The organism is Ruminococcus sp. OM04-4AA (assembly GCF_003462585.1).
GTDB classification, from domain to species: domain Bacteria; phylum Bacillota; class Clostridia; order Lachnospirales; family Lachnospiraceae; genus Mediterraneibacter; species Mediterraneibacter faecis.
Genome location: NZ_QTZH01000001.1, coordinates 51,497 through 65,559, shown reverse-complemented (window position 1 = coordinate 65,559; position 14,063 = coordinate 51,497). Strand labels below are relative to the sequence as shown.

11 protein-coding genes and 1 pseudogene are annotated in these 14,063 nt (G+C 41.5%); 1 reads left to right on the top strand and 11 read right to left on the bottom strand.

The genetic code is table 11. From position 1 onward, the window contains the following. Positions 1–12: 12 nt before the first annotated feature. From DXB52_RS00280 to DXB52_RS00270, 3 genes are read right to left on the bottom strand one after another with little or no spacing between them, the layout of a single operon-like run. Positions 13–543, bottom strand: a complete 531-nt coding sequence (locus DXB52_RS00280) for a DUF5662 family protein (protein WP_118106231.1) — start codon at positions 541–543, stop codon at positions 13–15. Beyond that, the gene (locus tag DXB52_RS00275) at positions 540–2,381 is read right to left on the bottom strand and encodes an alpha-amylase family glycosyl hydrolase (RefSeq protein WP_117960250.1); all 1,842 of its coding nucleotides are present in this window, start codon (positions 2,379–2,381) and stop codon (positions 540–542) included. The genes DXB52_RS00280 and DXB52_RS00275 overlap by 4 nt, the downstream gene beginning before the upstream one ends. A 30-nt stretch (positions 2,382–2,411) precedes the next feature. Continuing rightward, positions 2,412–3,401: a sugar ABC transporter substrate-binding protein gene (locus DXB52_RS00270; protein ID WP_118106229.1), complete on the bottom strand. Its 990-nt coding sequence runs from the start codon at positions 3,399–3,401 to the stop codon at positions 2,412–2,414. A 196-nt stretch (positions 3,402–3,597) separates the two neighbouring features. Between DXB52_RS00270 and DXB52_RS00265 the strand changes: the two genes are divergently transcribed. After that, entirely contained in the window at positions 3,598–3,915 is a 318-nt protein-coding gene (locus tag DXB52_RS00265) for a DUF1292 domain-containing protein (RefSeq protein WP_117540104.1), read from the top strand. Positions 3,916–3,950: 35 nt separating this feature from the next. Here DXB52_RS00265 and DXB52_RS00260 read toward each other — a convergent pair. The 8 genes and pseudogenes from DXB52_RS00260 to DXB52_RS00225 all read right to left on the bottom strand — a co-directional run. After that, positions 3,951–5,729, bottom strand: a pseudogene (locus tag DXB52_RS00260) (ATP-dependent helicase); the annotation flags it as partial. A gap of 70 nt (positions 5,730–5,799) precedes the next feature. Continuing rightward, positions 5,800–7,257, bottom strand: coding sequence for a glutamate--tRNA ligase (gltX, locus tag DXB52_RS00255; RefSeq protein WP_117540100.1), 1,458 nt, complete (start codon positions 7,255–7,257; stop codon positions 5,800–5,802). A gap of 97 nt (positions 7,258–7,354) precedes the next feature. Then, entirely contained in the window at positions 7,355–8,302 is a 948-nt protein-coding gene (locus DXB52_RS00250; protein ID WP_117540098.1) for a hypothetical protein, read from the bottom strand. Between the two features lie 136 nt (positions 8,303–8,438). Further along, positions 8,439–9,872, bottom strand: a complete 1,434-nt coding sequence (purB, locus tag DXB52_RS00245; protein WP_015528882.1) for an adenylosuccinate lyase — start codon at positions 9,870–9,872, stop codon at positions 8,439–8,441. Positions 9,873–9,946: 74 nt separating this feature from the next. Further along, a complete protein-coding gene (gene purF, locus DXB52_RS00240) occupies positions 9,947–11,383 on the bottom strand; it encodes an amidophosphoribosyltransferase (protein WP_117540096.1) in 1,437 nt (478 codons plus the stop codon). Positions 11,384–11,614: 231 nt separating this feature from the next. Continuing rightward, the gene (locus tag DXB52_RS00235; RefSeq protein ID WP_117540094.1) at positions 11,615–12,400 is read right to left on the bottom strand and encodes an amino acid ABC transporter ATP-binding protein; all 786 of its coding nucleotides are present in this window, start codon (positions 12,398–12,400) and stop codon (positions 11,615–11,617) included. An 18-nt stretch (positions 12,401–12,418) separates the two neighbouring features. Then, positions 12,419–13,105: an amino acid ABC transporter permease gene (locus DXB52_RS00230; protein WP_117540092.1), complete on the bottom strand. Its 687-nt coding sequence runs from the start codon at positions 13,103–13,105 to the stop codon at positions 12,419–12,421. A gap of 23 nt (positions 13,106–13,128) precedes the next feature. Then, positions 13,129–13,944: a transporter substrate-binding domain-containing protein gene (locus DXB52_RS00225; protein WP_117860840.1), complete on the bottom strand. Its 816-nt coding sequence runs from the start codon at positions 13,942–13,944 to the stop codon at positions 13,129–13,131. Positions 13,945–14,063 lie beyond the last annotated feature (119 nt).

The window sequence follows — 14,063 nt, the reverse complement described above, 5'->3', positions numbered from 1 at the left end:
AACTCCCTCTTCTTATCTTTTTAACACTTCTCTCTTGATATATCTGTAAGTAGTTTCCTCGCCTTCTTCCGCAAGCATATGAAGCAGTTTTTCTAATAATTCTCTTGTATCTTTATGCATCAGCTCATCTGCACGTCCGTTTTCATAATAAGCAAGCGGTGCATCAGAGGTATATGCATCCCCGAGATACACTTTGCTTGCTGCAATGCGGTCAAGAAACATCTCTACTACATATCTCACCGGCATCTTCATTCCCGCCAGAAGGTTCGGTCCCTCCAGACTATAATCAATCCAGTATTCATAATGGTGTTTGTTCCTGCCTTTGTGGTGGAGCCATGCGGAAGAATACCCTTTTTCTTCCCGTTCGGCATTATTAGGGCTTCTTGTCCCCTGATAGTATCTGCATCCCACACGGAATTCTGTCCAACTGTATTTTGACATATCATGGAGCAGTCCCTGTTTGTACAAACCAACACGAAAACACTCTTTTAAGACTAGTTTTTTGTGTTTTGTTATGGTACAAAAATGTGCAAATGCCTTCATACTTTTCCCTCTCTAGCCGGCTGTTCTTCTTTACAAAGTTCTTCTGCTTCCTGCCGTTTTTCTATTTTATTTACATTCTGCGTCTTAACTGTATAAATCGGTTTCTTTTCTGAACGACTCTTCTTTTCCTCTATCCTACGTCCAACCAGAATTGCTACGCTACGTTCTTCCAGTAATACCTCTTTCTGATTTTCCAGCTTTTTCGCTTCACAAAGCACGCCATCTTTTGTAGTCATAACAAGATACCATTCTACGTTCTTTCCAATCGTTGGTATTGCGAAGTGATGCGGCAGCCAATGCATATTATACGCTGTAAAACAAGGGAGCTCCCCTTCTTTCGTTCCTGAATACAAAACACCTAACTGACGGCTGGAAACTTCTGCTTTTACCTGCCATGCATTTTCTCCATGATAGGATACGTCCGGTATGCCACATCGCGTGGTATCCATTCCGGATAGTGCTGTACTCTGGTGAAGACAACGATGTTCTTTTCTCAGCCCGATCAGTTTCTTTATATACTGAAACAGCCAGTCATCTTTCTTTAACTGTGTCCAGTTTACCCATCCTGTCTCGTTATCCTGACAATATGCATTGTTATTTCCTCTCTGCGAATTACAGAATTCATCTCCTGCAAGAAGGCATGGAGTTCCCTGAGCTGTCAACAGGAGTTCTAATGCATTCTTCACCTGATTCTTTCTAAGATTGACAACTGTGCGTTTTCTGCTCGGTCCTTCAGCTCCGCAGTTCCAACTATAATTATAGTCTGGTCCATCCAGGTTCTTCTCACCGTTTTCTTCGTTATGTTTACAATCATAAGATACTAAATCCCATAATGTGAATCCTGTCTGTGTTGTAATATAATTGCATTTTCCGTTCTCCGATGAACGATTTTTTAACGCCCAGATCACATCATTTACCATATTCTCGTCACCTTTTAAGAAGCGACGCATCACATTCTGGAAACCATCATCTTTCTGCATCAGCTTGATATCTTTCAAAAAAGGATCTTCTATCAGCTGCTCCCACGGCACGTTATAAGGATTCAGAACAAATCCGTCCACATGATACTCCAGCATATAGAAACGCAGACATTCCGTTACATAATTTGCTGATATTCCCGGAACAAATGGCATCTCCAGTACAACTTCTATGCCCTGACTATGACATGCACGCACCATATCTTTCAACTCAAGAACTGCACTTTTTCCAGATGCATAGGCTTTTTTAGGGGCAAAATAAAAACCTTTACCATATCCCCAATAGTTCACTTTCGTTTTTCCGCACTCTTCAAATTCATAGACCGGCATACACTGAATCTGGTTGACTCCAAGTTCTTTTAAATAATCCAGTTTTTCAACAACCCCCTGGAATGTTCCCTTATGCACCACTTTTGAAGAAGAATGTTTTGTAAATCCACGCACATGCAAACCATAAGCCACTACATCTTCCCATGGGAGATGTAGACGCTGATCTTCCTGCCAGTCATAGTCCTCCATTGAAACAATTTTCCCACGAATCTGATGTTCCTGAAGTTTCCGTTCTACACCAAATTTCTCTTTTCCTGCAAGTTCTTTTACATATGGATCCACACATACTTTCCCATCAATCAGAAAATTGTATTCATATCGATCTGCCTTCAGACCTTCAACAGATAAGAAACGTACTTCTCCAACGCCTTCTTCCTCCGGCATATCAAACTGATATTCCGGAACTTCTTTCCCTCTCTTATACAGTAAAAGTTCACAGGTCTTCCCTTTTGCTACCTGAACGGCAAAATTTATATTTTTACCTTTGATATCCACTCCAAATGGCTGCGGACTCCCCTTTGTCTTCCTCATCTTTAACCCCTTTCTTGAGCAATCAATAAATTACTGCCATCCATCTGTTCCATACATTTCAACATTATCACGATTTATAAAGAAAGTTTCCTCATAATTTTCTTTCTCATAATCTTTGTCTGCCAGTAATGCTGTCGCCACCTTTACTGCTGTCTTTCCCATATTGATCGGGGATTGCGCTCCTATCCCGGTCATTCCTCCTGTACCATTCACCAGTGCTGTCTTTGTCACCGGAGAACCATCCACACTATACACGCAGATATTCGTTCTCTGCACTTCTGTGATCGCTGCCATCACCTGTTCTGCCATCGGATCACTTCCGCACATAACAGCAGCGATCTCACTGTTTTCGTTCAGGACTTGTGTCATCTCATCTTTTACATTGCTGCTGTCTCCCAACGACTCAATTCTTTTTATCACTTCGAAGCCACTGTTTGCTACAGCTTCTTCGAATCCGGTAATTCTTTCATTCACTGAGTTTACCCCAGGACTTTCTACAATCACAATTTTACCGCCATCTGGTTTCTGAACTAGAAGATCCTGCCCGCACACATATCCCGCATTCTCATTATCTGACCCTACAAATGCAGATACAAGGCTTGTCTCTTTTACTTCTGTATCAAGATTGATCACCGGAATATCTGCCTCTTTTAAGGCTTCAAGTGCGGGAGTGATTTTCTCCCAGTCTACCGGACAAAGAAATACTGCCTGTACCCCTTCGTTGATCAGCTCCCGAATCTGTTCATTCTGCAAATCAGCATCTGATGCCGGATCACGAACCATCAGGCGGTCACCTTGAGCCTCCAATGCTGTCTGGACAGAATTTTTTAATGTGTCATAAAAAGGATTCGACATATCGATCCCACTAAATCCAAACAGTCTGCCACCTTCCTCTGTATTATCATTTTTCTTATCATCCTCTTCTACTACTGCATTGTCTTCCGGTGTTCCAACATTTTTCTTTCCACATCCAGCAATGCTACCACTATACACAAAACTGCCACCATGCACAGTATCCATTTTTTCTTCATATTGTCTATTATCCTTTCACTTCTATCAGTAACACTTTTATTCTACCTTGTTTAACCCGAAAGTCAATCTTATCTTGCTTTTTTCTCCCCTTTTTGTTACCATCAAGATAGCTGATCATTCTCGTTTTGAACACCTGGCTGGTCAATACGGAATGAAATACAACACAGATTCAAAGGAGAAGATTATGAACGAAAACGAATCCCTCACAGTCACTTTGACACTGGAGAATAATGAGGAACTTGAATGCGCTGTTCTCAATATTTTTGAAGCAGAGGAAAAGGAGTATATTGCACTTCTTCCACTGGATGAAAACGGTGATAACACAGACGGTCAGATCTATCTGTATCGTTTCATTGATAACGGAGAAGAGGAAGAACCTGGACTTGAGAACATCGAAGAAGATGAAGAATTCGACCGTGTTTCCGCTATATTCAACGAATGGCTGGATACACAGGATTTCGGCGATATCGATCTTGATGCATTAGATGACCTGGAGGACTAAGTCTTGAGGATGTCAGCAAAGTGACTGACATCCTGTCAGTTTTTCAATAGTTCGTCTACAAAACGGGAGGGAGTAACTTCTTTCCCGTTTTTTATTTTCACATAACAGATCTTCAAAAAATCTTTTGCCCTTGTCATTGCCACATAGAATAATCTTCTCTCTTCTTCGATCTCCTTATCTGTCTTTGCCTTCTGATACGGAATCCTTCCTTCATTCGCCGCAATCAGGAATACCTGCTTGAATTCCAGCCCTTTGGAAGCATGTATCGTCATCAGCCGGACACCCGGACGTGGTCTGTTTCTTTCCTTTTCCTTCACTTTCAAAGTCTCCGTATATTCTTCTACATGTGCAAACCATTCTTCAACACTTGAAAATGCTTTCGCCGCCTCTTCGATCTCTGCCAGTACTTCATTCAGATCAGATCTGTTTATCTGATGTGTAAATGCATACTCTTTCAGAAAATCGTCATAACCAATCCTTTTTCTGATATACTGGATTGCTGCATACGGAGCCATCTTCATAAGCATCTTAACATCCCACTCAAACTGATCAATCCGGTCGATCATCCAGTCTTTATCACAATAGAACTTCCTCATGTCTTCAAAAGAAACCTGACTTCCTGACACGCTGTCTCTTCCAAGATATCGCTTTGGCCGATTCATCACCTGTAAGAAATCCTGTCTGCGCCGCTTTCCTGTTGCCAGCCGGAAATATGCCATAATATCCTTTGCGATAAAGTGTTCATAGATATTCGGAAGATGTTCTTTCATCTGAAACGGGATCTTCCGTTCCACCATTGCTTCTACCACTGCTCTCGCATCTGTATGAACCCGGAACAGAATCGCAATCTCCTCTTCTTTTATGCCATTCTCCTTACATTTCTGTATCTCTTCAAGAACATATTCTGCCTCTTCCACCGGATCTTTCACTTCCTGAATATGAAGGCAGGAACCGCCTTCACGGTTTGCTTCCAGTTTTTTACTATATCTCTCCACATTATTTTCAATGAGTTTCAAAGAATTCTGTACGATATTTGCTGTCGAACGGTAATTCATTCCAAGCAGAATTTGTTTTGCATCAGGGAAATCCTTTCCAAATCCAAGCATCAATTCCGAATCAGCTCCACGAAATCCGTAGATTGCCTGGTCATCATCCCCCACTACGAACAAATTATTCTCCGGCTGGGCCAGCATACGGATCACATCATACTGAATTCGATTAATATCCTGAAATTCATCAATCAAAACGTATCTGAATTTCTTCTGCACTGTGCAAGTACATCTGGTCTTGAACGGAACAATTCATAACAAAGTACCAGCATATCATCAAAATCAATCTTTTTCAGTTCTTTTCTATGCCGTTCATAATTACGGTAAATATTGCGAAAAGCATCTGCACTACACTTTTCTGATACAAATTCTTCCAGCGGAATCCGATTATTCTTCACTTTTCCAATTTCTGCCACAATATCCTGAATAAAATCTTCTTCATCAAAGATCTCCATTCTTTCTTTGTTAATCACGCCACGTAAAATCTGATATTTTTCTGTCTCTGAAAGAATATTTTCCTGATTCATCCGATAAGCCCATTTCAGGATTCCATAATAGATTCCATGAAATGTCCCCACTGTAACCGGAAGATCTCTTTTGCCCATAACCAAACAGAGGCGGGATTTCATCTCCGCCGCTGCAAATCTTGTAAAAGTAACGACCAGAATTTCTTCTGGTCTTACTTTCTGTTTCTCTATAAGGTATTTTACTCTGTTTACAATCGTAAGCGTCTTCCCCGATCCCGGGCCTGCCAGTACAAGACATGGGCCGTCTGTGTGCTGGATTGCCTGCGCCTGTGCTTCATTAAATCCCATTGTACCTCTTTTCGCTGTCCTTACTGAAGTTTCTCGATTCCAAGACGGATTCTTCTAAGAGACTCATCTTTTCCGAGTACTTCCATCAGTTCTGTTGCTCCGCCCGGAGTATTCTGCTTTCCGGAAACTGCTGTACGAAGCGGCCACATTACATAACCTACTTTGTATCCTTTTTCTGTTGCAAATGTTTTCAATGTCTCAAACAATGCATCATTGCTAAAGTCCTCCTGCGCCTCAAGAACCGGGAGAACCTCGTTCAGAAGTGCGAGTGACTTCTCAGGATCTGTTTTCATCTTCTTGTGTGTATACAGTGCAATATCATAATCTGGAAGTTCTTCAAAGAAATCCACCTGCTCTTTGATCTCCGGAAGAATCTCAATTCTTGTCTTCACAAGTGTTGCAATCTTCTTCAGATCATAGTCCTTTGTTACTGCCTTTTTCAGATAAGGCTCCGCAAGTGCATAGAACTTATCAAAATCCATTGCCTTGAGATATTCTCCGTTCATCCATTTCAATTTCACTGTATCAAATACAGCCGGAGATTTACTCATATGATGATAATCAAATGCCTCAACAAGCTCTTCCAGAGAGAAGATCTCTCTGTTGTCTGTCGGGCACCATCCAAGCAGTGCAACATAATTCACAACTGCCTCTGAAACATATCCCTGCTCGATCAGATCTTCATAAGAAGAATGTCCACATCTCTTGCTCAATTTCTTATGATTCTCATCTGTGATCAGTGGACAGTGTACATAAACCGGTACTTCCCAGCCAAACGCCTCATAAAGGCGGTTATACTTCGGTGCTGAAGATAAGTACTCATTTCCACGAACAACATGTGAAATCTCCATCAGATGATCGTCAATTACATTTGCAAAATTATATGTCGGGAATCCATCAGATTTGATCAGGATCATATCGTCAAGCTCTGCATTCGGAACTGTGATATCTCCGTAGATCTCATCATGGAATGTTGTCTCACCTTCATTCGGTACATTCAGACGGATAACCCATGGCTTACCTGCTGCCAGATTCGCTTCTACTTCTTCCTTGCTCAGACTTAAGCAGTGCTTATCATAAACAGAAATCTCTACTCCACCTTCAGAAACCTGTGTCTTTAAAGACTCCAGACGCTCTTTGTCACAGAAACAGTAATAAGCGTCTCCCTGCTCTACAAGCTGCTTTGCATATTTAAGATAAAGGCCTGATGCATTACGCTCACTCTGTACATACGGTCCATATCCGGCATCTTTATCCGGTCCTTCATCATGGATAAGACCTGTTTTCTCCATTGTTCTGTAAATGATATCAAGTGCACCTTCCACAAAACGTTCCTGGTCTGTATCCTCTACACGAAGAAGGAAATCTCCCCCTTCATGCTTTGCGATCAGATACGCATAAAGTGCTGTTCTTAAGTTACCCACATGCATTCTTCCTGTCGGGCTTGGTGCAAATCTTGTTCTTACTTTCTTACTCATTCTATCTTCTCCAATTCCTGTTTGTTATTGTTCATATCTCGTCATATTATAGCGCAACTCCCTAGATTCTTCAACAAACAAAATCAATGTTTTTCTTTTACTCCAAAAGTTTCACCGTTTCAGGAATACTTCCCGTCTGTTCAAGTGTGCAGGATCTTGCATCAATACATTCCAGATTTGTTCCATCAAATGCACTTTCCGCAAAACTTTTCACACTTTCCGGCACCTGAAAGGTTCCTGTCCACGCTGCCGGAAATGCAAGAAGAACTGTGCCATCTGCCGTGTAGAGTACACCATCTACCGTAACATAGGCTGGATTTGCTGCATCTGCTTCTATCCATCCCAGGTTACTCAGCCCCGCAAATGCTCCTGACTGAATATTTGTTATATTAACAGGAATTTCAATCTCTTCTACAGCAGAACCAAGATCCGACAGCGCTCCTCCCGCAATTTGGGAACATCCTTCTTCAGGAAAGAGCAGTACTCCATCCTGTATCACTTCTTTGCTTCCTGAAAGTCCATAGATCACACCTTCCGCATTAATAAGATATCCTGTATTTATATTCCCCACCTCTATTGGCTCTTCTTCCTCCTCAGTTTCATTTTTTACATTTTCCATTGAATCAGGATTTGTAATTATCGGTTCACTTGCACCATTTATAGTTGTATCTCTTTTTACACCTGGTTTTTCTGCCACAATCTCTTCTACCACGGGTTCTTCCACCGCAATTTCTTCTACTATAGGTTCTTCCACTAAAATTTCCGCCGGAACAGCCGCTGCCTGGTTAACATCCGCCTGGTTAACATCTGTCTGGATAGCTTCTATTGTTACTTTTTCCGGCAGATCATTTCCTGATACATTTATATCCTCTGTTGTCGCACAGACTGCTATTTCAGAAATCAGATTCTTTTCCAAGTATAATGAAACAATTTCCTGTGCAGACATCAGAATCAGCGCACCACTTAATAAAGTCACTCCCACTCTGGCATATGGTTTTCTCACCGTTTCCTGATGCCATTCATTCCAATTCAATGCTATATCCATGTTCTCTTATTCCTTTCTCTTTCCCCCACATTTTAATACACGAAATAATTTTAGTTTATCAAAAGAAAAAGGATGCTGCAACCAAATGCAACATCCCTTTGATTTTTCCGTTTTGTCCTGATAGATTCCAAGGATTCTATACGTTAATTTCAGCCTTCACACCAAGGATTTCTTTATTCTTTTCAAGCAGTGGACGGATCACATTCTTAAGATATGCATCTACCTGCTCACTTGCACGTCCAACATATTTCTCCGGTTTCATTGTCTTCTGAAGATCCTCTAAAGTCAGGTTGAATGCAGGATCAGCTGCGATCAGTTCAAGAAGGTTATTGTCGAGTCCCTTCTCTTTTACATTTCTTCCTGCTTCCATAGAAAGCTCACGGATTCTTTCGTGCAGTTCCTGACGGTCTCCGCCGGCTTTAACAGCATCCATCATAATATTCTCTGTTGCCATGAATGGAAGTTCGGACATCAGACGCTTCTCGATTACTTTCGGGTATACAACCAGTCCGTCTACAACGTTCAGACAAAGATCAAGAATTCCGTCGATTGCAAGGAATCCTTCCGGAACACTCAGACGCTTGTTAGCGGAATCATCAAGTGTTCTCTCAAACCACTGTGTTGCAGATGTAATTGCCGGATTAAGTGCATCGATCATCACATATCTTGAAAGGGAAGCAATTCTCTCACTTCTCATCGGGTTTCTCTTATAAGCCATTGCTGAAGATCCGATCTGTGTCTTCTCAAATGGTTCTTCAATTTCTTTCAAATGCTGAAGCAGACGGATATCATTAGAGAATTTGTGAGCACTTGCAGCGATTCCTGCCAGTACATTCAGTACTCTTGTGTCTACTTTTCTTGAATAAGTCTGTCCGGATACCGGATAACATGCCTTGAATCCCATCTTCTCAGCGATCATCGGATCGATCTTGTCAATTGTCTCCTGATCTCCGTCGAACAGTTCAAGGAAACTTGCCTGTGTTCCTGTTGTTCCTTTAGATCCAAGCAGTTTCAGGCTTCCAAGTACATATTCCAGATCCTCAAGATCCATTTCAAACTCCTGCATCCAGAGAGTCGCTCTCTTTCCAACAGTTGTCGGCTGTGCCGGCTGGAAATGTGTGAAAGCAAGTGTAGGCTGGTTTTTCTGCTCCTCTGCAAACTTCGCAAGCTCTGCAATTACATTCACAAGCTTTGTGCGAACCAGTTTCAGTGCTTCTGCCATAATAATAATATCTGTATTATCTCCTACGTAACAGGATGTAGCTCCAAGATGGATGATTCCTTTTGCTTTTGGGCACTGAACACCATATGCATAAACATGAGACATAACATCATGACGTACAACCTTCTCACGTTCCTTTGCCACCTCAAAGTTAATATCATCCGCATGGCTCTTCATCTCTTCGATCTGCTCGTCTGTGATGTTGAGTCCAAGCTCCTTCTCAGTCTCTGCCAGTGCGATCCAAAGTCTTCTCCATGTTCTGAACTTTTTGTCCGGTGAGAAGATATACTGCATCTCGCGGCTTGCATAACGCTCTGAAAGCGGGCTTACATAACGATCATTACTCATAATTCTTTTCTCCTTGTTTCATATCTTTATCGTAACTGTTTATCTATTATAACACATAAACTGAGTCTTCAAAATCAATTTTGTTCAAATGCCTGACTGATATCCTCTTCCGGAACTTTCATCGGATACTTTCCTGTAAAGCAGGCATCGCAATACTTAAGATCTCCAACCATATCTTTCAGTTTCTCGATCTCCATGTATCCAAGAGAGTCTGCTCCGATCAGCTGACGGATCTCCTCCTGTGTGTGAGTATGTGCGATCAGCTGCTCATTCGACGGAACATCTGTTCCAAAAAAGCATGGATGTAAGAACGGTGGAGAACTGATACGTACATGTACCTCTTTTGCTCCGGCTTTTTTCAGCATCTTAATAATATTTGCACAAGTTGTTCCACGCACGATGGAATCATCTACCATTACGATTCGTTTTCCCTTTACAACTTCCGGAATTACATTCAGTTTGATCTTTACACTGGAAACACGTTCGCTCTGTTTCGGTTTGATAAATGTTCTTCCCACATAACTGTTCTTGTGAAATGCCATTCCATAAGGAATTCCTGACTGCTCAGAATATCCTTTCGCTGCTACCAGACCGGAATCCGGAACTCCCACAACAAGATCAGCGTCTACCGGATAAGATTCCGCAAGTGCTTTTCCTGCCAGAATTCTGGAATGGTATACACCTACACCATCGATTGTACTGTCTGTTCTTGCAAAATAAATATACTCAAAAATACATCTTGCCTGTTTTTCAGAATCGATCACCATACTCGTATCTGACTGGATTCCATGTTTTCTTGTAATTGTTACGATTTCTCCCGGAAGAACATCTCTTACAAATTCACCGTCTACAGCTGCGATCGCACAGCTCTCAGAAGCAAGGAAATATGTATTGTCACGTTTCCCGATACAAAGTGGCTTGAGTCCAAATGGATCTCTTGCACCAATCATTTTTCTCGGGCTGCTCACAACAAGTGCATATGCACCCTTGATCTTCTGCATCGCACACTTCACAGCTTCTTCTGCTGTCGGTGTATGAAGACGCTCTCTTGCAATAAGATATGCGATTACTTCAGAGTCTATTGTTGTCTGGAAAATAGCACCTGTCTGGCTGAGTTCTTCTCTCAGCTCAATTGCATTTACTAAATTTCCATTATGTGCAATCGCAAGTGTTCCTTTTACATAGTTTATAACAAGTGGCATTGCATTCTCTACACGTGTTGCACCTGCTGTTGAATATCTCACATGCCCCACGCCAAGATTTCCTTTCAGCTCTGAAAGTCCCTCTTCATCAAACACGTCATCCACATGGCCAAGTCCTTTTTTTGAAAGGACGTTTCTCTTCCCATAAGTGTCTGTCACTGCAATACCGCAGCTCTCCTGACCTCTATGCTGCAAAGCAAACAAGCCATAATAGACTGATGCAGCCACATCATGTCCATCCACATCATAAGCACCAAAAACACCGCATTCTTCCCCAAGTCCCGTCACTGCTTTTTCAAATTCACTCATGTCAGTTTATGCTCCTTACCTAGTTCCTGCTAGTTTTTATCATGATTTCTGTATCATACAAAACCGATTATAATATAAGGCGGAGTGAAAATCAACATTCCCTCCGCCTTGTATTTCTTCCTGCTCATTATTTTATTTGCGTTCAATATATTAGTATTTCTAATATATTCGTCGTTTTTATTCTTCGTATCTTATTACCACCTTCATTTTTGTCCAGTATTTACAAAATCACTATCCGTTTGTATAACGTGACAAAAATTGACGGGTACGCTCTTCTTTTGGATTTTCAAACACTTCCTCAGGTGTTCCCTGCTCAAGTATTTTACCGTCATCCATAAACAGAACTTTGTCCGATACGTCTCTTGCAAATGCCATCTCATGCGTTACGATGATCATCGTAGTATTCTGATCTGCAAGTCCTTTGATAACTTTCAGTACTTCACCTGTAAGCTCCGGATCAAGTGCTGAAGTCGGCTCGTCAAAGCATAGAATATCCGGACTAAGTGCAAGTGCACGGGCAATCGCCACACGCTGACACTGTCCTCCGGAAAGTTGATGCGGATAGTTATTCATACGCTCTGAAAGTCCCATCTGATCTAAGAGGTTCTTTGCTTCTGCTTCAATCTCTGCATGTATCTCTTTCTTGCGTGCCTTATAATCAGGCTGACTTTTTGCAAGTAGTTCCTTCGCCAGCATTACATTCCCAAGTGCTGTATACTGCGGGAACAGATTAAAAGACTGGAATACAAGTCCAAAATGTAATCTTTTCTTACGGATCTCACTTTCCTGTTTTGTTACAGGATTTGCAGCATCAAACAATAATTCATCATTTACACGGATCACACCTTTATCCGGTGTCTCCAAAAAATTCAGGCAGCGCAGAAGTGTCGTCTTTCCACTTCCCGAGGAACCGATCAAGGAAAGTACCTGTCCTCTTTCCAATGAAAAGCTGATATCCTTCAGTACTTCTGTCCGTCCAAATGTTTTATTTATGTGTTCTACTTCAAGTATTGCCATTTATCTCTTCCTCCCAATTTAATTAAAATATTCCAGCTTCTTCTCAAGCTTTCCAAGAAGGACTGTCAGAATACCATTGAAGATCAGATAATAAAAAGCTGTAAAGAACATCGGCCAGATCGCACCTGAGATTCCCTGAGAACCTTTCAGGAACGCCTGTCCTGCCCAGATAATCTCCTGCAGTGCAATGATTCGTGCAAGAGAAGTATCTTTTACAAGTGTGATGATCTCATTTGACATCGGTGGAACAATTCTCTTCACCATCTGAAGCAGCTTAACCTTAAAGAAGATCTGATGCTTTGTCATTCCAAGAACAAGTCCGGCCTCCGTCTGTCCCTGTGGGATACCCTGGATTCCTCCGCGGTAAATTACCGAGAAATAGCATGCATAGTTAAAGATAAATGCAACCGAAGCTGCAAGAAATCTTCCGCTTTCACCGCCACCCCAGATTGGGTTTCCTAAGACCAGTCCCGGGAAATAATAAATGATAAGCATCTGGATCATAAGCGGTGTACCACGTATGATCCATACAACAATATTCGTAATATAACTCAACGGTTTAAAATGTGACATCGATCCAAATGCAATAACCAGTCCCAACGGAATAGCTCCAAGAAGCGTTGCAAAAAACAGCTTCAGCGTCTGTAAAAATCCCACATTCAGTGAGTGAATAACGATTGGAAATTGTTCCATAATAAGTTCCATTTTATTAAAGCTCCATCCTAAATTTATTTTTCAATCAATGCAGCCTGTACTTTATAAGTCTCAGCACATTTCTTCATTGATCCATCTTCCATACTCTTTTTAAAGTAATCATTCAGAGCTACTGCAAGATCAGATCCTTTACGGAATCCAACACCATACTCCTCATTGTTCAGACTTATTGTGTAAGTAAGATCTGCATAACCTGTTCCTTCTCCGATCATAGCTGCTGCCATCAAAGCATCAATTGCAGCTGCATCTGAATTTCCGGAAGCAACCTCCATCAGTGCATCTGCCTGTGATGTAACCGATGTATACTGTGCACCAATTCTTTCAACCTGATCTTCCCCTGCACTTCCTGCTTCTACTGCAAAAGTTAAATCTTTCACACTTTCCTCATCCTGATACTTATCTGCTTTGTCAGCCGGTACAACTACAACCTGCGCGTTATTCATATAAGCATCTGTGCATTCCATAGAACTCTTCACTTCATCAATCAGTGTCATACCATTCCATACGCAGTCGATTGACTTTCCATCAAGCTCAAGCTCTTTATTATCCCAGTCAATCTCTACAAATTCTGCCTCAACTCCGATACTCTCTGCAAATGCTTTCGCCATGTCTGCATCAAATCCGATCCACTCACCATTGTCATCTTTATAATCCATTGGCTCAAAGTCAGTAACACCGACCACAAGCGTTCCTTTGTCTTTTACATATTCAAGGTCGCTTCCTGTTGATTCCGCTTTCTTATTCGCATTAGAAGAGTCTGAACCGCATCCTGCTAATATAGAAACTGCAAGTCCTGCACATAATAACACACTTAATACTTTCCTTTTCATAATAACACCCTCCATCATTGAGTTTGGCTTTTATTCTCTACCAATGAGTCACTGTACCACAGTAAAGTTACTGTTGTATTCTACCATAGCATACAATATATGTCAAACCCCAAAAGGTA

Coding starts and splice junctions, on each gene's coding strand:
- DXB52_RS00280 (WP_118106231.1), bottom strand. CDS start 543: ATGAAGGCATTTGCACATTTTTGTACCATAACAAAACACAAAAAACTA.
- DXB52_RS00275 (WP_117960250.1), bottom strand. CDS start 2,381: ATGAGGAAGACAAAGGGGAGTCCGCAGCCATTTGGAGTGGATATCAAA.
- DXB52_RS00270 (WP_118106229.1), bottom strand. CDS start 3,401: ATGGATACTGTGCATGGTGGCAGTTTTGTGTATAGTGGTAGCATTGCT.
- DXB52_RS00265 (WP_117540104.1), top strand. CDS start 3,598: ATGAACGAAAACGAATCCCTCACAGTCACTTTGACACTGGAGAATAAT.
- gltX (WP_117540100.1), bottom strand. CDS start 7,257: ATGAGTAAGAAAGTAAGAACAAGATTTGCACCAAGCCCGACAGGAAGA.
- DXB52_RS00250 (WP_117540098.1), bottom strand. CDS start 8,302: ATGGATATAGCATTGAATTGGAATGAATGGCATCAGGAAACGGTGAGA.
- purB (WP_015528882.1), bottom strand. CDS start 9,872: ATGAGTAATGATCGTTATGTAAGCCCGCTTTCAGAGCGTTATGCAAGC.
- purF (WP_117540096.1), bottom strand. CDS start 11,383: ATGAGTGAATTTGAAAAAGCAGTGACGGGACTTGGGGAAGAATGCGGT.
- DXB52_RS00235 (WP_117540094.1), bottom strand. CDS start 12,400: ATGGCAATACTTGAAGTAGAACACATAAATAAAACATTTGGACGGACA.
- DXB52_RS00230 (WP_117540092.1), bottom strand. CDS start 13,105: ATGGAACTTATTATGGAACAATTTCCAATCGTTATTCACTCACTGAAT.
- DXB52_RS00225 (WP_117860840.1), bottom strand. CDS start 13,944: ATGAAAAGGAAAGTATTAAGTGTGTTATTATGTGCAGGACTTGCAGTT.